General features: G+C 45.3%; 17 protein-coding genes. 9 read left to right on the top strand and 8 right to left on the bottom strand.

Annotated elements, in window-relative coordinates; translation table 11 throughout:
* Positions 1-10: 10 nt before the first annotated feature.
* Entirely contained in the window at positions 11-163 is a 153-nt protein-coding gene (locus tag MHI30_RS21175) for a FeoB-associated Cys-rich membrane protein (protein ID WP_065643494.1), read from the top strand.
* 22 nt (positions 164-185) lie between these two features.
* Here MHI30_RS21175 and MHI30_RS21170 read toward each other — a convergent pair whose 3' ends face one another.
* The 3 genes from MHI30_RS21170 to MHI30_RS21160 form a co-directional block, all read right to left on the bottom strand.
* Entirely contained in the window at positions 186-554 is a 369-nt protein-coding gene (locus MHI30_RS21170; RefSeq protein WP_075751740.1) for a VOC family protein, read from the bottom strand.
* 34 nt (positions 555-588) lie between these two features.
* A complete protein-coding gene (locus MHI30_RS21165) occupies positions 589-816 on the bottom strand; it encodes a hypothetical protein (RefSeq protein WP_167564558.1) in 228 nt (75 codons plus the stop codon).
* A gap of 357 nt (positions 817-1,173) precedes the next feature.
* The gene (locus MHI30_RS21160; RefSeq protein ID WP_075751738.1) at positions 1,174-2,133 is read right to left on the bottom strand and encodes an iron-hydroxamate ABC transporter substrate-binding protein; all 960 of its coding nucleotides are present in this window, start codon (positions 2,131-2,133) and stop codon (positions 1,174-1,176) included.
* Positions 2,134-2,305: 172 nt separating this feature from the next.
* Here MHI30_RS21160 and MHI30_RS21155 point away from each other — a divergent pair, with 172 nt between their 5' ends.
* The 4 genes from MHI30_RS21155 to yidA all read left to right on the top strand — a co-directional run bounded on the left by MHI30_RS21155 (position 2,306) and on the right by yidA (position 5,582).
* Positions 2,306-2,767: a DUF3052 domain-containing protein gene (locus MHI30_RS21155; RefSeq protein WP_075751737.1), complete on the top strand. Its 462-nt coding sequence runs from the start codon at positions 2,306-2,308 to the stop codon at positions 2,765-2,767.
* A 147-nt stretch (positions 2,768-2,914) separates the two neighbouring features.
* Complete coding sequence (locus MHI30_RS21150) at positions 2,915-3,565, top strand: MtnX-like HAD-IB family phosphatase (RefSeq protein WP_075751736.1); 651 nt, start codon at positions 2,915-2,917, stop codon at positions 3,563-3,565.
* Positions 3,565-4,614 (top strand): iron-containing alcohol dehydrogenase family protein, encoded by a 1,050-nt coding sequence (locus tag MHI30_RS21145; RefSeq protein WP_075751735.1) that lies wholly within the window; start codon positions 3,565-3,567, stop codon positions 4,612-4,614. The genes MHI30_RS21150 and MHI30_RS21145 overlap by 1 nt, the downstream gene beginning before the upstream one ends.
* Before the next feature lie 155 nt (positions 4,615-4,769).
* Entirely contained in the window at positions 4,770-5,582 is an 813-nt protein-coding gene (gene yidA / locus MHI30_RS21140) for a sugar-phosphatase (RefSeq protein WP_075751734.1), read from the top strand.
* 34 nt (positions 5,583-5,616) lie between these two features.
* Here the strand turns inward: yidA and MHI30_RS21135 are convergent, their stop codons facing one another.
* Positions 5,617-7,155 (bottom strand): ABC-F family ATP-binding cassette domain-containing protein, encoded by a 1,539-nt coding sequence (locus tag MHI30_RS21135; RefSeq protein WP_075751733.1) that lies wholly within the window; start codon positions 7,153-7,155, stop codon positions 5,617-5,619.
* 429 nt (positions 7,156-7,584) lie between these two features.
* Here MHI30_RS21135 and htpG point away from each other — a divergent pair, with 429 nt between their 5' ends.
* Positions 7,585-9,465, top strand: coding sequence for a molecular chaperone HtpG (htpG, locus tag MHI30_RS21130; protein WP_075751732.1), 1,881 nt, complete (start codon positions 7,585-7,587; stop codon positions 9,463-9,465).
* A 51-nt stretch (positions 9,466-9,516) separates the two neighbouring features.
* Here htpG and glpT read toward each other — a convergent pair whose 3' ends face one another.
* From glpT to MHI30_RS21110, 4 genes are all read right to left on the bottom strand, one after another.
* Positions 9,517-10,875 (bottom strand): glycerol-3-phosphate transporter, encoded by a 1,359-nt coding sequence (glpT, locus tag MHI30_RS21125; protein WP_075751731.1) that lies wholly within the window; start codon positions 10,873-10,875, stop codon positions 9,517-9,519.
* A gap of 22 nt (positions 10,876-10,897) precedes the next feature.
* Positions 10,898-11,791 (bottom strand): glycerophosphodiester phosphodiesterase, encoded by an 894-nt coding sequence (locus MHI30_RS21120; protein WP_075751730.1) that lies wholly within the window; start codon positions 11,789-11,791, stop codon positions 10,898-10,900.
* Positions 11,792-12,048: 257 nt separating this feature from the next.
* Entirely contained in the window at positions 12,049-12,984 is a 936-nt protein-coding gene (locus MHI30_RS21115; protein ID WP_065643503.1) for an aldo/keto reductase, read from the bottom strand.
* A gap of 83 nt (positions 12,985-13,067) precedes the next feature.
* Positions 13,068-13,832 (bottom strand): DeoR/GlpR family DNA-binding transcription regulator, encoded by a 765-nt coding sequence (locus tag MHI30_RS21110; RefSeq protein WP_075751729.1) that lies wholly within the window; start codon positions 13,830-13,832, stop codon positions 13,068-13,070.
* Between the two features lie 470 nt (positions 13,833-14,302).
* On the opposite strand from MHI30_RS21110, the gene iolA reads away from it, so the two are divergent.
* From iolA to iolC, 3 genes are all read left to right on the top strand, one after another.
* Positions 14,303-15,766, top strand: a complete 1,464-nt coding sequence (gene iolA, locus MHI30_RS21105) for a methylmalonate-semialdehyde dehydrogenase (RefSeq protein ID WP_020453547.1) — start codon at positions 14,303-14,305, stop codon at positions 15,764-15,766.
* A 74-nt stretch (positions 15,767-15,840) separates the two neighbouring features.
* Positions 15,841-16,656, top strand: coding sequence for a 5-deoxy-glucuronate isomerase (gene iolB / locus MHI30_RS21100; RefSeq protein ID WP_020453546.1), 816 nt, complete (start codon positions 15,841-15,843; stop codon positions 16,654-16,656).
* Positions 16,657-16,683: 27 nt separating this feature from the next.
* Positions 16,684-17,661, top strand: a complete 978-nt coding sequence (iolC, locus tag MHI30_RS21095) for a 5-dehydro-2-deoxygluconokinase (protein ID WP_075751728.1) — start codon at positions 16,684-16,686, stop codon at positions 17,659-17,661.
* The last annotated feature ends 20 nt before the right edge of the window (positions 17,662-17,681 follow it).

The raw sequence follows: 17,681 nt of genomic DNA, 5'->3' as shown, positions 1-17,681 counted from the left end.
ATGTGACAGCATGCTGTTTAATATCACGATCGGAGCGCTCATCTTCGGTTACGCGGCATGGACGCTTATAAAATTTGTCAAACGAAGCCGGAAAGGAAAATGCGCCGCCTGTGAATTAAATCGTACGTGTCAGTCGGCTTGTGATGATGTGAAAAACAGCTGAGGTGCTCAGCTGTTTTTGTTTTTTAGACTTGCACTTCGCTCATCAAAGCGAGGGTATTTCCTTCGGTATCTTTAAAGAAGGCCATCCAGGTTTCCGTTTGCTCGATTTTCGCCACCACATGCGGCTCAATTGGAAAAGAAACGCCTTTTGTTGCGATTTCGTTATATACTGCCGGCAAATCTTCAACTTGAAAATAGATGACGGAGCTTGCATGAGCAAATTCATCTTTTTCCGGGAGACTGAGAAGAAGCCGCAGCCCGCCGCACTCAAAGAAAGCCATACGATCTGTCTGAAATAAAAGGGACAGGCCTAATACATCCTGATAAAATGCCGCAGCCCGCTCCATGTCTTTAACCGGCACCCCGATTTGTCCAACCTTTTCAATTCCCATCGTTATCTCTCCCTTTTTTGTCATTATTTTCATTTTACACAATTGGTTTCAAAATATCTATTTTTTGCTGTGTTTTTTGTTTCACGTGAAACAGCGGCGGCATGCGGATTAAATCATTGTTTTCATGGATGTTTATTGTTAACATGGCTTCTGTTGGTTCAAATGGAAAACAGTAGAAAGGAGGCGAACGTAATGAGTGAAAATAAAAAGGCTGAGCAGGAAAGAAAAGTTGGATATGAAGGGTTTGTGCTTCTTCTTTCACTCATCTTTATTTCCATCTTTATCACGACCTCATATGAGATACCGAGCAATCTGTTACTGATCGTTCTTTTTTTCATTGGCAGCGGCTATTATTCGATTAGGCTTGTGAGCAAAGGTCTGTTGAGAAAAAAGAGGGGACTTGGCTTTAAAGCCGCGTTGTTTGCCTTTGTCGTTTGGATGGGATTATCTTTTTTATTTCATGACATTTCTTATCCATTTACTTTAGAAGGGTTATTATTTCAAATATTGATGTTTTTTCTTTTCTACATTCCTTTCTTTTTTATCTTTCAATTTGCTTTTAAGATTTCAAACATACAAGAAAGAAAGCAGTAAAAAAAGCTGGAAATTCCAGCTTTTTTTACTTATTCTCCTTCTCACGCTTCACCAGCATTTCCGTAATCAAATCAACCTGTTTGCTGACAGAGATCGGATCGTACGGGTAGAACGTGTCAAAGTCGTTGATAAATACACGGTTATTTTTGACGGCGTCAAGGTTTTTCCAAATGGAAGACTGCTTGAGCTTGTCCAGCGTCTTGCTGTCGCCGTTCGGGTTATAGTCTGTTACAAACATGTAGTCGGCAGCATATTCAGGTACGACTTCCAAGGATAGTTCTTTGATGTCGCCTTTTTTGAAGATGTCCTTTTGAATCTTTTCAGGCGCTTTTAAGCCGAGCGCGTTGTACACGGCTTGGCCTCCGCGGCCGCCGTTGTCATTGAACACCCAGAATTGTCCTTTTTCTGTGTTTTCATAAATACCGAAAGTAGCATTTTTGTCGACGACTTGAGCGATTTTTTTCCTTGCTGATTTCGATTTCTGTTCGAAATCGGCTAGGAATTGTTCAGCTTCTTCTTTAGCTCCTGCAATGTCGCCAAACATCTTAACGGTTTCCTGAACATTTTTCGCCGTATTATAAGGAATCACAACGGTCGGTGCGATTTTGGACAGTTTGTCGTAGTTTTCATCGTTCATCACGACAATTAAATCAGGCTTCAGTTTCATGACTTTTTCCACATTAATCGGGTCGCCTAAATCTGTCACATCTTTCATGCGGTCTTTTAAAAACGGATTGGAGAAAGACCACGAGCCGGAGCCGACGACATTGGCGCCGACCGTGAACAGTTCACCGGCATAAAAGTCTGTCACGATGCGCTTTGGATGTGTTGGAATGTCCACTTTTCCACGCGTTGATTGATATGTTCTTGTCGTTTCTTCAGCCGCTTTTTCTTTGTTGCCGTTTGACGAATTACCGCTTCCGCAGGCGCTGACCACGATACACAACAGCATAACTAAACCGATTATCAATAAGTTTTTTTTCACTTGACCCTCCTGTTGATATAAAGCATATGAAATTCTCTAAGTGATAATGATTCGCATTATCACTGTAAATATAGCAGATGAGTCCCTCTTTCGTCTATCACTTTTTTGCTAAGTATGATTCGTGCTGTTTTGGTTAATTTGTTACTATAAACAGAAAAAGGATTGATGAGGTATGGCAGAAACGAACCCGGTGATCAAAAAACTGCAGTTCAAGGATAATGGACAGCCTGTACTGATCGTGAATCCGCCAGAGGCATACAGCGGCATCATGGCTGAATTTCAAGGCCATGTCGATCATCAGGCCGAAGCTGACCGGTACGATTTTGTTCAGGTATTCGCAGCGACCAACGCAAAGTTGCAGGCTTTAGCTAAAGAGGCTGAGCGTTATCTGGCGGAAGACGGACTGTTTTGGCTTTGCTACCCGAAAAAATCTTCGAAAGTCTACAAAGGATCGGACTGCAGCCGCGAGACAGTAGCCGGGCTGCTTGCGGAGCAGGGATATGAACCGGTTCGGCAAATTGCAATAGATGAAGACTGGTCTGCGCTCAGATTTCGCAAGGCGGAAAACATTAAAACGATGAAGCGCAAATTTGCTGTGACGGAAAAAGGTAAACAGCGTACGGATCAAGAATAATCATATACGCTTCTTTTCAGAGAGGCAGAATATTCAGCTTGTGAACGAAAGTACACAAAAAAGAAATAATATTATGTTCAATATTTCACAAACTTTTTGTATAATGAATCTAATCTTTTAAAATACCATAGAAAAGAGGTATGCAGCTTGAAGAAATGGGCATTTGTATCAGACTTTGACGGGACGATTTCCAAACAGGATTTTTACTGGATGGTCATTGATAAATATTTTCCGGAAGGCCGTGAATTGTTCAAGAAGTGGAAGGCCGGAGAATTAAAAGATATCGAATTTTTGGGAACCGTTTTTGCTTCAATTCATCAAAGCGAGCAAAAAATCATTGATGACATTCATTCCATACCGATTGATGAATATGTGCCAGACTTCATTCAGCATGTCCAGAAAAACGGCGGCGATTTCTATATTTTAAGCGCCGGCACGGATTATTACATTCATTATATTTTAAAGAAATACGGGATTACAGACGTTGAGGTCTTTTCAAATAAAGGCTTTTTTAAAGAAGATAATGTTCATATGGACATTGATGAGAATCATTGGCATTACTCTGAGCGCTATGGGATTGATAAATCAAAGGTCATTCAAAAGCTGAAAGAAGAGTACGAGACGATTTATTTTGCAGGCGACAGTGAACCGGATTCGCACCCGGCTAAATTTGCGGATGTAACGTTTGCAAAAGATGCGCTCCAGGATTTGCTGCGTCAGCAGGGGGTGCCGTTTGTAGCCGTTGATACATTTGAAGACATTGAACAGTATCTTAAAGAAAAAGGGCGGATCGTCTAATGCCTCGCCAGGTTACCAGCATAGCCATCCCCGCGGTTTTGGACATTAGTGAAGGCGTGCTTGGCCGGTTGGATGAGATATTGAGAAAACATCAGTTTGATAAGGCGATCATGTTTTTTGACGATTTTTCCTATCAGCAGTATGAGCATTCATTAAAAGCCGCCTTTCAACATGTCAAAGTAGAAGCTGTTTTGCTGCCGTCCAACCTGGACATACAGGAGCTTTTGAAGCAGGCATTTTCAATCGGGAATTACGATGTCATCATTGCCATGGGCGGCGGGTATGTTGTCGATTGCGGAAAATACATCGCTTTTTCCAAGCGGACCCCGTTCATCAGCATTCCGACGTCGGCATCCAATGACGGGTTTGCGAGCAGCAATTGCTCGCTTCAGGTCGAAGGGAAAAAAACAACCGTGCCGGCAAGGGTACCGTACGGAATCATAGCTGATTTGAGTATTATTCAAAAAGCGCCGGAGCACTTTATTTTGGCGGGGATCGGCGATTTGATGTCCAATATTACGGCTCTTTATGATTGGGAGTTTGAAGAGCGGCACGGGGTCAGCGATGTCAATGCGTTTGCGTCGATGCTCAGCAAAAAAGCGGTCAACAGCTTTGTCCGTACGCCGATGCAGGATATTAAACAGCCGATCTTTTTAAAAGAGCTTGTCAGTTCTTTGACAATGGGCGGCATCGCCACGGAAATCAGCGGAAACAGCGCGCCGATCAGCGGTTCTGAGCACCTGATTTCCCATGCGTTGGACAAAATTGCGGAAAAACCGCAGATGCACGGCATTCAAGTCGGGGTAGCCACCTACATCATGGCTCATGTACAGGATCATCGGGCCGAGCGGATTGAAAAGGTGTTTACGAGAACAGGCTTTTTTCAATATGTGAAAACGCTGAATCTGAACAAAGATGAGTTTCGCGAAGCGATCAATTTGTCGCACACTGTCAAGCCCAACCGCTATACCTACTTGCATGAAGCCGGCTATCGCGAAAAAGCGCTTCGCATCCTTAATGAAGATCAGATACTGCAGGAAATATTTTAAGCTGGCCAAGCGGCCCGAAAAACGCCTTATTTGCTGTAAGGCGTTTTTTCCGTGGGCATCTGACGAAAATGACGGGGAAAAGCTGTGATACAATAAAGAAGGTATGGGTCATAAGTACGACGTTAGGGCTCGATTCTGATCAGGGAGAGTGTAAAATGTACAAACTAATCGCGATAGATATGGATGGAACATTGTTGAATGATCTTCATGAAGTAACAGAGGAAGTACGGAATGCCCTGCATGCTGCAAAAAAGCAAGGCGTCAAAATCGTTCTTTGCACGGGCCGTCCCCTCGGCGGTGTAAGCCGCTATCTGGAAGAACTGAATCTAAATGAAGACGGCGATTATGTCATCGCTTATAACGGAGCGCTCGTTCAAAATACGCACACTCAGGAAGTCGTGTCAGAGCTGACACTGGGCTATGATGAAGTGAAATCGTTATATGAGCTCAGCCAAAAGCTTGATACGCCGATGCACTTTTTTGATTCTGCTTATTTGTATACGCCAAACCGGGAAATCAGCCCGTATACCGTTTACGAATCATACGTTACCAAAGTGCCGCTCCGGTTCCGGACGATCGAAGAAATCCCGAAGGACCTTCTCGCGCCAAAGGCAATGTACATTGATGAACCGGAAAAGCTGGACCGGACGATTGCCGCAATACCGGAAGACGTCAAGGAACGTTATACAATGGTGAAAAGCTCGCCGTTCTTTTATGAAATTCTTCACCCTGCGGCAAGTAAAGGAAATGCCGTTCAGCAGCTTGCCGACATATTAGGCATCGCACAAGAAGAAGTGATTTGTATTGGAGACAACGGAAACGACATGTCGATGATCGAATGGGCGGGATGCGGAGTCGCCATGGGGAATGCGATCCCTGAGGTAAAAGCTTCGGCCGATTATGAAACGCGTACGAATAACGACAACGGCGTTGCCCACGCCATTCATGAGCTTGTATTGTCCAAATAAAAAAATGCCGGCCTTTCGAAAGGCCGGCTTTTACTTATTTGCGGCGCCATGCTTCAATCCGCCAGATATGAGTCACCCAGTCTTCATAAAAAGACGGTTCATGGGAAACGAGCAAAATCGTTCCCTTGTAGTCGCAGAGCGCTTGCTTTAACGCACGCTTTGCCGATGTGTCAAGATGGTTTGTCGGTTCATCAAGAACAAGCAGATTGCTGTTTGAAAGCATCAGTTCCGCCAGCCGGACCTTTGCCTGTTCACCGCCGCTGAGCGTAGCAAGGGGCTGGCTGATATGCTTTGGCGTCAAACCGGATATCGCGAGCGTCTGCCTGATGTCTTTTTCCGATAGAACAGGAAAGAACGCCCGCAATTTTTCAAGCGGCGTATCATGAGAAACCGGACTTTCCTGCCTGAAATAGGCCGCCTGTAAATGCTGTCCTGCTGTGACGGTGCCGCTTAGCGGCTTGAGATCACCGAGCAGCGTTTTAATGAGCGTCGATTTTCCGGCGCCGTTTTCTCCGGTAATGGCGATTTTATCGCCCCGTTTTACAGTTAGAGAAAGAGGCTTAAATAATGGAACGGTGTAGCCCGCCTCAAGATTTTCCGTTTTGAGTACGGTCATCGCCGGATTTCGCCCCGTTTTAAATGCAAAGCTTGGGACATAGGAATCTGTCGGTTTTTCGATTCGCTTGATTTTGCTTAATGCTTTCTCCCTGCTTTTGGCCTGCTTCGCCTTTCGGACCCTGTTCCGGTCGATAAACGCCTCCAGCTTTTTAATTTCCCTGTTTTGTTTTGCGTATGCGGCTTCAGCCTGTGCCCTGCTTTGCGCATATTCCTTCAGAAAATATTGATAGCTGCCGGAGTACCGTTTGATCGTTTGATGCTCCAGATGGAATGTCACCGTCGTGATCTCATTTAAGAAGTGTTCGTCATGTGAGATCACGAGAAAGGCGTGCTTATAGTTTTTCAAATACCCCGTCAGCCACTCAATATGTGCCGCATCCAAATAGTTGGTCGGCTCATCCAACAGCAGCACATCAGGTTCTTCAAGCAGCAGTTTGGCCAGCAGGAGCTTCGTACGCTGCCCGCCGCTTAAAGCCGCGACATCCTGATCAAGCCCGATTTCCGTCAAGCCGAGACCTTGAGCGGCATCCTCAATTTTCGTTCCGATTTGGTAAAATCCTGAATTCTCCAGTTCGGATTGGAGCTCTCCGTATCTTTTCAACATGGCCTCCAGATTGTCTCCGGCGTCGGCCATTTTTTCGGCAAGCCCATTCAGTTGCTTTTCGATTTCAAACAGCCGGTCGTACGCTTGCTCCATGTACTGAAGGATGGTCGTGCCTTCCGTCAGCTTGGCATGCTGTTCAAGAAAGCCGGCCCGAATGTTTGGCTGCCATTCAATGTTTCCATGATCGGGCAGAAGGCCGCCTGTCAAGATCCGCAGCAATGTCGACTTTCCGGCTCCGTTTGCACCGACAAGGCCGGCGTGTTCCCCTTTCAGCAGGCGGAACCCGGCGTCTTGAAAGATGATGCGGTCTCCGTATATATGGGTCAGATTCGTGACATGAACAATACTCATGGTGATTCTCTCCTTCAGGCTTATTTTTTTGAAAAAACAAGCCATCTAAAGAGAACAGCGTGAAGCCTCGCTATCCTGTCCGGCAAAAAAAACGGGTAAGGCAAACTACACCTTACCCGCTACATATTTAAAATACAGCAAGAAAGGATGTCAAATCATATCAAACTGTTCCCGAGATGGCTTGTCTAAAAAAGGGCAGACTTCTCCCGTCTTTAAGCCAAATCTCTTTTAAGAACAGTTGATAAGATTTTCATTCCTTTCCACCTCATTTTGGTCAAATTTTCCTTCATAACACATTATATGAAGTGGAGTGCCGGTTGTCAAACTGCTGCCATATGAATTGACATCGTGCAGGCAGTGTGTTATTTAATTTGTGAACAGAATCGAACGATAGATGTATATCATATGAGCAAAAGAGGAGAGGGACAGATGGCTAAAAAAGAATTCAAAGCAGAATCCAAAAGATTGCTGGACATCATGATCAACTCGATTTATTCCCAAAAGGAAGTCTTTTTAAGGGAGCTGATATCCAATGCGAGCGATGCCATCGATAAAATCTACTACAAAGCGCTGACAGACGATTCACTGACGTTTAACAAGGACGACTACTACATAAAAATCTCCGCAGATAAAGAAAACAGAACGCTGACGATTGCGGACACCGGGATCGGCATGACGAAAGAAGAGCTTGAAGAACATCTTGGAACAATTGCCAAGAGCGGATCGCTTGCGTTTAAACAAGAAAACGAATTAAAAGACGGGCACGATATTATCGGCCAGTTCGGCGTCGGTTTCTACGCCGCTTTTATGGTTGCGGACACCGTCACCGTCATGACAAAAGCCCATGGCAGAGATGAAGCGTATCAATGGGAATCAGCGGGGGCCGACGGCTATACGATCGAACCGGCTGCGAAAGAATCTGCGGGAACCGATGTCATTTTGAAGCTGAAAGAGAATACAGACGACGAAAACTATGATGAATACTTGGATGTCCATCGCTTAAAAGCGATCATCAAAACATATTCTGATTTCATCCGCTATCCGATCAAGATGGATGTCACAGTCAACAAGCCAAAAGAAGACGCTGAAAATGAATTTGAAGAAGTTCAGGAAGAACAGACAGTCAACAGCATGGTGCCGATTTGGCGAAAAAACAAAAGCGAACTGAAAGATGAAGATTACGAGGCGTTTTATAAGGAAAAGCGTTACGGTTTCGACAAGCCGCTCGCTCACGTCCATACAAGCGTGGACGGCGCGGTGAGATACCATGCGATTTTATTCATTCCTGAAAACATTCCGTTCAACTACTACACGAAAGAATTTGAGAAGGGTCTTGAACTGTATTCGAACGGTGTGCTGATCATGGAAAAGTGTCCGGACCTGCTGCCTGACCACTTCAGCTTTGTCAAAGGAATGGTCGATTCAGAAGACTTATCGCTCAACATTTCGAGGGAGATGCTCCAGCATGACAGGCAGCTGAAGCTGATTGCCAAAAACATCAGCAAAAAAATCAAGAATGAGCTGAAAAGCTTGTTGAAAAATGACAGAGAAAAATACGAGTCTTTTTATCAATCGTTTGGCAGACAGCTTAAATTCGGGGTATACAATGATTTTGGAGCCCATAAAGATCTGCTGAAAGATCTGCTGCTTTTCTATTCATCAAAAGAGAAAAAGCTGGTCACCCTTGATGAATATGTATCCAGAATGCCTGAAGATCAAACATACATTTATTATGCGTCAGGCGACTCGAATGACCGGATTGAAAAGCTTCCTCAAACCGAGCTGGTTTCGGAAAAAGGATATGAAATCCTTTATTTCACCGAGGACATCGATGAGTTCGCCATCAAAATGCTGGCGAATTATCAAGAAAAAGAATTTAAGTCGGTATCCAGCGGCGACCTCGGAATCGAAAACGATGATGAGCAAAACCAAGCAGACGGGGATGACAGCCAATACAAAGACCTTTTTGAAGAGATGAAAAAGACTCTTGATGGAAAAGTGAACAGCGTAAGGGCGTCAAAACGGCTGAAGACACACTCTGTATGCCTTGCAGCTGACGGAGAAGTCACCATCGAGATGGAGAAAATCTTAAACGCAATGCCTGACAATCAGCACGTAAAGGCTGATAAAGCATTGGAAATCAATACAAACCACGAAGTCTTCAAAACACTGCAGGATGCTTTTGAAAACGACAAAGATAAATTCAAGCTGTACACCGGCATCCTGTACAACCAGGCGCTGCTGATAGAAGGCTTGCCAATCGAAGACCCCGTCGAATTTACGAACGATATATGCAAAGTGATGGCATAAAAATAAAAAAGATACATCTCAGCTTCAGGCGAGATGTATCTTTTTTTAATGTTAATGTTTCACAACTTCCTGTCCCCGCACATTCCATGTCATCGCAAAGATGAGTGCTGCGATTGCACATGAAGCGGTTAAGAGCGTAAAGCCCGCATTCCAGCCGGATACATCGACGATAACACCCATCAGCGCATTCGCCGTCAAGGTTCCGCCCAGGTATCCGAACAGACCCGTCAATCCGGCAGCCGTACCTGCCGCTTTTTTCGGAACAAAGTCAAGCGCCTGAAGACCGATCAGCATGACGGGACCGTAAATGAGGAACCCGATCGCGATCAATGACGCCATGTCGATCATCGGATTGCCGGCTGGATTGAACCAGTACACAAGCACCGCGATCAAAACACCTACCATAAAGACAAAGCCTGCCGGTCCGCGGCGCCCTTTAAACCATTTGTCAGAGATCCAGCCGCAAAGCAATGTCCCCGGAATCCCCGCCCATTCATACAGAAAATAAGCGACACTTGATTTGCTCATATCCAAGCCTTTTTCTTCGCTTAAATAGGTTGGCGCCCAATCCAGAACGCCGTAGCGGACGAAGTACACAAAAATGTTGGCAAGTGCGATCGCCCACACCCATTTATTGTTTAATACATATTTGAAGAGGATTTCTTTCGTTGATAATTCCGTTTCAAATGTTTTCTTCGATTTGCTTGAATAATCGTTGCGGTATTCCTCGATTGGAGGCAGTCCGACAGACTGCGGCGTATCCCGGATCAGCCAGTAAGAAATGACGGCAACGGCGATGGCGACCAAGGCGGGCAAAATAAATACGCCTTCATAGCCTGTAGCAGAACCCGTCATGCCTGAGAAGATGGCGACGCCGGCAACGGCAATCGGCGCCATCAGTCCCCCGCCGACATTGTGGGCGACATTCCATATGGCTGTTTTATTTCCCCTTTCGCTGACGCTGAACCAGTGGACAAGGACGCGCCCTGACGGCGGCCATCCCATGCCTTGGAACCAGCCGTTTAAGAAGAGCATGATAAACATAATGGCGATCGATGAGGTGAAGAAAGGAACAAACCCCATCAATAAGCTGATGACAGCGGAAAGGATCAAACCGGCGGGCAGGAACATCCGCGGATTGCTCCGGTCTGATATCGTGGCCATCACGAACTTGCTCAGCCCGTAAGAGATGGATAGAGCGGATAAGGCAAAGCCGAGCGCCGACTTTGAAAATCCCTCTTCGATCAAATAAGGCATGGCAAGCGAGAAATTTTTGCGAATTAAATAGTATGCCGCATAACCGATGAAGATGCCGAGAAAAACTTGCAGTCTGAATTTCTTATATTCCGAATCAATTTGATCGTCCGGCATCCGCTCAATCGGCGGTGCTGGCTTAAACAGTTTTAACATGGTATACCCCTTCTTTATTCATTTACTTCTTTTCACGCAAAACATCGCGCAGCCGGTCCGGAAAATTGGTGAACATTCCGGTCGCTCCCCAATCGAGCAGCCGCTTCATGTCTTCTTTTTCATTCACGGTATAAGGATGGACCAGCATGCCGGTGCTTCGAATTTTTTGCACATATGCCCGGTCAATGCGGTCAAAGTTCATGCCGAGTCCGACGCTGTAAGATTGATATTGTTTTAATTCGGCGTCAGTAATGGCAGCCGGTTTGTCGTACCATAATAATTGCACAAGCGGAATGTTTGGATTAGCGTTATGAATGATTTGTAAGCTTTCAGGACTAAAAGATTGAATGATAACTTTGCTTGAATGAATGTTTGCCCCGGTCAGTTTGTATTGCTTCAGAATGTCCAGGAGCTTTTCTTCCATATGATCATAGTCTTCCGGTGATTTTGTTTCGATATAGTAGCGCGCGCTTCTCCCGAATGTTTGGATGATTTCTTCAAGGGTAGGCACTTTCAGCCCAACGTACTCCGGTTTTGCCCGCTCAGGATATGCTTCGTTAAACCAGGAGCCTGCATCAAGCTGTTTGATTTCTTTCAGCGTATAGTCTTTGACAAAACCCGTACCATTGGTCGTGCGATCCAATGTCTCATCGTGCATGGCGACCAAATGTCCGTCTTTTGTCATTTGAAGATCGATTTCTATGTAATCGCCTTTCATTTTTTGCCCGAGCTTATAAGCCAAAAGCGTATGTTCGGGAGCATGACCCGATGCGCCGCGGTGCGCGACATTTAATACCTGACTCGGATTGAGCTGCGGCTGGGAATGGTTTGCCGCCTCAGCATGCCCGCTGAGTCCAAAACCGGCGGCAGCGATTGCAGCCGTTATAAAGAAGATGCTGCGGACAAGTTTTTTCATCAAATGATTTCCCCTTTCAAGTCGTTATGCTGAATGTTGGTGCCGGTTCATTCATTCCGGTTTTTTTTCGCCTCCTTATGTGACGAATAAAAAGAGAGATCCACAAAAAAACCCCTGGCACAAGAGGGTCTTATTGTGAATCTCCCATTCTCCGTCACTTGTATTAACTTCTTTCCTATCATACCAAAAATGGAAGCGCTGTCAACATGATTTTAAAAATAAAGAAACCTATCTTTTAAGATAGGTTTCCTGATCATTTAGCGGGCGAACAGCCGATCGATGAAATCAATGTCCTCTTGAGACAGATTGACTTCTGCCGTTTTGAGGTTGTCGATCAGCTGATCAGCGCGTTTGGCGCCCGGAATCAATACATCGATTTCAGGTCGCGCCAAGTACCAGGCCAACACGATATGGGCGATGTCAACATTGTGTTTTTCCGCGATCGGCGCAAGCTGGTTCACTTTTCTAATGTTTTCTTTGAAGCGTTCGCCTTGGAAGTTTTCCATGTCTCTTCTCAGGTCGCCTTCCGGGAACGTTGTATCTTCGCTGTATTTTCCGGCGAGCAATCCGGAGACGAGCGGGAAGTAAGGAACAAATGAGATGTTATGCTCTTGTGTATACGGGAAGAATGTCGTCTCAGCTTCCCTGTTCAGCAGGTTGTATTCGCCTTGGAGCACATCCACCAATCCGTCTTTGTTCGCTTCTTTCAGCTGCTCAAGTGAAAAGTTGGATACCCCGATCGCTCTGATTTTGCCTTCCTGCTTCAGTTCATGGAGCGCTTGAACCGCTTCGTCTTTCGGTGTGTTCTCATCAGGGAAATGGATATAGAAAAGGTCGATATAGTCAGTTTGCAGACGCTTCAGGCTTTCTTCAACTGACTTTTTCAAAAATGCAGGGGAGTTGTCAAAGACAAAATCGTCGCCTTCTTTCTTATGGGCGGCTTTTGTCGCAATCACGACATCCTCGCGGTTGAATTCTTTGAGGACTTCGCCGATTAATTCTTCGGAACGGCCGATGCCGTATATGTAGGCGGTATCTAAAAATGTGACGCCGTTTCTGATCGCTTCCCGCACCAATTCTTTTCCCGTTTCTTCATTGAGATTCGGATAAAGGTTATGTCCTCCGACGGCATTGGTTCCCAAACCAATCGGGAATACGTGCAAGTCTGATTTGCCAACTTTAACTTTTTTCATTGGATTCCCCTCCTGTAATGATGTGTTGATAAATAAACTTGGCCGGCCGCTTGGAAACAGCCGGTCAAGGGTGTCCACTTCAACTATACATGTTTTGCCAAATGGATTTCAATGTTGCGCTCTTTACAGTACTCGTGATATTCCTCATCCAGCGCCTGAGATGTGACGATCGCGTGCAATCTGTCAAACGGCGCGTACGTCAGCAAGGTCGACTTCCCGAACTTGGAATGGTCGGCCAGCAAGTATACTTGTTTTGCTTTTTCGGATATTTTCTTTTTAATTTCATATTCAAGCAGATCGGAGTTCGTCAGTCCATGGGTAAGTGTTGCTCCTGTTGCCGACATGAAAGCTTTATTAATATTATATTTATCCAATGTTCCCGGATCATCCATGCCGACGAAAGACTGCGTTTTCCGTTTATAGTTGCTGCCGATGATGATCAAGTTTATATTTTGCAACGCTGCAGCAGCGTTGATAATGTCGAGGCTGTTCGTTAAAACGGTTACATTTTTATTTGGATCAAGAGTCTCCAATATGGATTGGGTCGTTGTGCCGGAATCGATAAAGATCAGGTCATGGTCTTCAATAAAGCGTGAAGCGTAGTGCGCGATTTTCATCTTGGCATCTTTATTTTGAATGGTTCTGTTTTCAAATGGGATTAAGACCGTTTTTTCGATCGCCGTTACGCCGCCGTAGACTTTTTTTATGACTCCTTTCTCGGTCAGCTTGTTAATGTCGCGTCTGACCGTGTTTTTGGAAACATTAAAGACCTGGCAAAGCTCATCAAGCGAAACGGTGCCATTGGTCAAAATATATTCTTCCATTTCTTTGATCCGCATTAACTTCATACCAAGTATCTCCTTCTAGTATATTTGGCTAAATATATATAATGAACCCAAAAGTTAACCAATAATTGCTTAAAAAATGATAACATTGGTGATTGTTTTTTGCAAGATTTGTCCTGTTTCTTTTTATTATACAATGTTTTTCTAAATCATTTTAAGGTTTTCTGCAAATCTTACAAAAGAAAAATTTAATGATTTTGATTGACTTATGGGTAAGACCAGATTAAAATATAACCAAGAAGTGACCAAAACGTGATAAAGTTGAGAAATTTCTGAGTGTAAACGTTTTATTGCGTTGCGGTTCTTTTGATAAAATCATCGTTCTATTCATTAATTTCTTTTGTAAGCGTTTAATTCCTGTTTTTTGCGAAAATCCGTTATGCACTGAAGAGCCGTATCGGCATTCATACATAATGGCTGGAACCTGCCCCATCTGTACCAGGAGATGTTTAATATTCAAGGAGGTTATAAGAATGGCAGAAATCAGAAAGTTAAGAAACTATATTAATGGAGAATGGGTTGAAAGCAAAACCGACAAATACGAAGATGTAGTTAATCCTGCGACGAAAGAAGTGCTGTGCCAGGTGCCGATTTCAACGCGCGAGGATATCGAATACGCAGCGCAAACAGCGGCTGAAGCGTTTAAAACATGGTCAAAAGTGGCCGTTCCGCGCCGGGCAAGAATTCTATTTAACTTTCAGCAGCTTTTGACTCAGCATAAAGAAGAGCTCGCCCACCTCATCACAATTGAAAATGGAAAAAACACGAAAGAAGCGTTGGGCGAAGTTGGGCGCGGCATTGAGAATGTCGAGTTTGCAGCTGGAGCGCCTTCCCTGATGATGGGAGATTCACTCGCTTCAATTGCAACCGATGTTGAAGCGGCGAACTACCGTTACCCGATCGGAGTCGTCGGCGGAATTGCCCCATTTAACTTCCCGATGATGGTACCGTGCTGGATGTTCCCGATGGCTATTGCGTTAGGAAACACATTTATTCTGAAACCTTCCGAGCGGACGCCGCTTTTGACGGAAAAGCTTGTTGAACTGTTTGAAAAAGCCGGACTTCCTAAAGGGGTCTTCAATGTCGTATACGGTGCGCATGATGTAGTAAACGGCATTCTCGAACACCCGGAAATTAAAGCGATTTCATTCGTCGGTTCAAAACCGGTCGGAGAATATGTCTATAAAAAAGGAAGCGAAAACCTGAAGCGCGTTCAATCGCTGACAGGCGCTAAAAACCACACCATCGTTCTGAACGATGCCAATCTTGAAGACACGGTAACAAATATTATCGGCGCTGCTTTCGGATCTGCCGGCGAACGCTGCATGGCATGTGCAGTAGTGACGGTTGAAGAAGGAATCGCAGATGAATTCATGGAGAAGTTGGTTCAGAAAGCATCTGAAGTCAAAATCGGAAACGGACTTGACGACGGTGTATTCCTTGGACCTGTCATTCGCGAAGACAACAAGAAACGTACACTCGGCTATATACAAAAAGGAGTTGAAGAGGGTGCGAGACTTGTCTGCGACGGACGTGAAAATGTGACAGATGAAGGCTATTTCGTCGGCCCGACAATCTTTGACAATGTCACAACTGATATGACGATCTGGAAAGACGAAATTTTTGCTCCTGTATTGTCAGTCATCCGTGTGAAGAACTTGAAAGAAGCGGTTGACATCGCCAACCAATCCGAATTTGCAAACGGCGCATGTTTGTTCACATCGAATTCGAATGCGATCCGCTATTTCCGTGAAAACATTGATGCGGGAATGCTCGGCATTAACCTGGGCGTACCGGCTCCGATGGCATTCTTCCCGTTCTCCGGATGGAAGTCTTCGTTCTTTGGCACATTGCATGCCAACGGAAAAGACAGCGTTGATTTCTATACGCGCAAAAAGGTCGTCACTGCAAGATATCCGGCGCCTGACTTCAATTAATTGTGAAAAAACCGGGCGGCGCGGTTCCCGCGCTGTTCGGATCATGTTTCAAGTTTGAAAAGGAGGCTTTATCCATGAGTCATTTGTTGCGCAAACCGCAGGCGAATGAGCTGTCACAAGGCGTGAAGCTTGTACACGAAGTGAAAAAATCGAATTCGGATCTCAGTTATGTCGAGTTTAAAGTCCTTGATCTCGCACCGGGATCCAGCTATGAAGAATCGCTGAGCAAACAAGAATGCTGCATCGTCGCGCTTACCGGAAAGATTACCGTCACCGATCACGAACAGACATTTGAAAATATCGGCACGAGAGAAAGCGTTTTCGAAAGAAAGCCGACCGACAGCGTATATGTGTCAAATGACCGCAAGTTCGGCATTACCGCGGTTACAGAGGCAAGAGTTGCCCTGTGCTATTCCCCTTCTGAAAACCAGCTGCCGACGAAACTGATCAAAGCTGAAGACAACGGTATAGAGAACCGGGGGAAATTCAGCAATAAACGTACCGTTCATAACATACTTCCGGATTCAGATCCTTCAGCGAACAGCCTTTTAGTCGTCGAAGTTTACACTGAAAGCGGAAACTGGTCCAGCTATCCGCCGCACAAGCATGATCAAGACAACCTGCCTGAAGAGTCCTTTTTAGAAGAAACATACTACCATGAACTTGACCCGCAGCAAGGCTTTGTCTTTCAGCGCGTCTACACCGATGACCGTTCTATCGACGAGACGATGACTGTTGAAAATGGAAACGTTGTCATCGTACCGGCCGGATACCATCCTGTCGGGGTGCCTGACGGATACACATCCTATTATTTAAACGTGATGGCAGGGCCGACGCGGAAATGGAAATTTCATAACGATCCTGACCATGAATGGATTTTGGAACGCTAACAATAAGGCAAGGAGAGGCTGTTGAAGATGAAGTATACGTTTAATGAAAAGAAAGAATTTGACATTGTAGCGATCGGCCGCGCATGCATCGATTTAAACGCAGTCGAATACAACAGACCGATGGAGCAGACGATGACATTTTCAAAATATGTCGGCGGCTCCCCGGCTAATATTGCAATCGGCAGTTCCAAATTAGGATTGAAGACCGGTTTTATCGGCAAGATTCCGGATGACCAGCACGGCAGATTCATCGAAACCTATATGAGAAATACGGGTGTCGATACGTCACAAATGGCCGTCGATAAAGATGGACATAAAGCGGGGCTTGCTTTCACAGAGATTTTAAGCCCTGAAGAATGCAGCATTTTAATGTACAGGGATGATGTCGCAGATCTTTACCTTGCCCCTTCTGAAGTGAACGAAGACTATATCGCGAAATCGAAGATGCTTCTTGTGTCAGGCACGGCGCTGGCTAAAAGCCCTTCCCGCGAAGCGGTGCTGAAAGCCGTGCAGCTGGCGAAAAAGCATCAAGTGAAAGTGGTCTTTGAGCTTGACTATCGTCCATATACGTGGACATCTGCGGAGGAAACGTCCGTTTACTATACGCTTGTTGCCGAACAATCGGACATTGTCATCGGAACGCGTGATGAGTTTGATGTAATGGAAAATAAGAGCGGCGGCAGCAATGAAGAATCTGTTCAGCATTTGTTTGCACATTCCGCAGATCTCGTCGTTATCAAGCACGGTGTCGAAGGTTCATATGCATACAGCAAATCCGGGGACGTCTTCCGGGCGAAAGCATACAAAACGAAGGTCTTGAAAACGTTTGGAGCGGGCGATTCATACGCTTCCGCCTTCCTCTACGGACTCGTTTCAGGCAAAGATATTGAAACGGCGCTGAAATACGGAAGCGCTTCCGCATCCATTGTTGTTTCCAAGCACAGCTCATCTGAAGCGATGCCGACAGTCGCCGAGATTGAAGAGCTTATCGCGGCTCAGTCTTAAATGAAGAATATGAATAAAGG

This window comes from Bacillus sp. FSL L8-0528 (assembly GCF_038593085.1).
GTDB lineage: Bacteria > Bacillota > Bacilli > Bacillales > Bacillaceae > Bacillus > Bacillus paralicheniformis.
Note: the sequence above shows the minus strand (reverse complement) of the source record. Positions and strands in the feature narration are given on the sequence as shown.

Bases quoted from the DNA above. Each gene is read 5' to 3' on its own strand.
- MHI30_RS21175 (WP_065643494.1), top strand. From the start codon at position 11: ATGCTGTTTAATATCACGATCGGAGCGCTCATCTTCGGTTACGCGGCA.
- MHI30_RS21170 (WP_075751740.1), bottom strand. From the start codon at position 554: ATGGGAATTGAAAAGGTTGGACAAATCGGGGTGCCGGTTAAAGACATG.
- MHI30_RS21155 (WP_075751737.1), top strand. From the start codon at position 2,306: ATGGCAGAAACGAACCCGGTGATCAAAAAACTGCAGTTCAAGGATAAT.
- MHI30_RS21145 (WP_075751735.1), top strand. From the start codon at position 3,565: ATGCCTCGCCAGGTTACCAGCATAGCCATCCCCGCGGTTTTGGACATT.
- yidA (WP_075751734.1), top strand. From the start codon at position 4,770: ATGTACAAACTAATCGCGATAGATATGGATGGAACATTGTTGAATGAT.
- MHI30_RS21135 (WP_075751733.1), bottom strand. From the start codon at position 7,155: ATGAGTATTGTTCATGTCACGAATCTGACCCATATATACGGAGACCGC.
- htpG (WP_075751732.1), top strand. From the start codon at position 7,585: ATGGCTAAAAAAGAATTCAAAGCAGAATCCAAAAGATTGCTGGACATC.
- glpT (WP_075751731.1), bottom strand. From the start codon at position 10,875: ATGTTAAAACTGTTTAAGCCAGCACCGCCGATTGAGCGGATGCCGGAC.
- MHI30_RS21120 (WP_075751730.1), bottom strand. From the start codon at position 11,791: ATGAAAAAACTTGTCCGCAGCATCTTCTTTATAACGGCTGCAATCGCT.
- MHI30_RS21115 (WP_065643503.1), bottom strand. From the start codon at position 12,984: ATGAAAAAAGTTAAAGTTGGCAAATCAGACTTGCACGTATTCCCGATT.
- MHI30_RS21110 (WP_075751729.1), bottom strand. From the start codon at position 13,832: ATGAAGTTAATGCGGATCAAAGAAATGGAAGAATATATTTTGACCAAT.
- iolA (WP_020453547.1), top strand. From the start codon at position 14,303: ATGGCAGAAATCAGAAAGTTAAGAAACTATATTAATGGAGAATGGGTT.
- iolB (WP_020453546.1), top strand. From the start codon at position 15,841: ATGAGTCATTTGTTGCGCAAACCGCAGGCGAATGAGCTGTCACAAGGC.
- iolC (WP_075751728.1), top strand. From the start codon at position 16,684: ATGAAGTATACGTTTAATGAAAAGAAAGAATTTGACATTGTAGCGATC.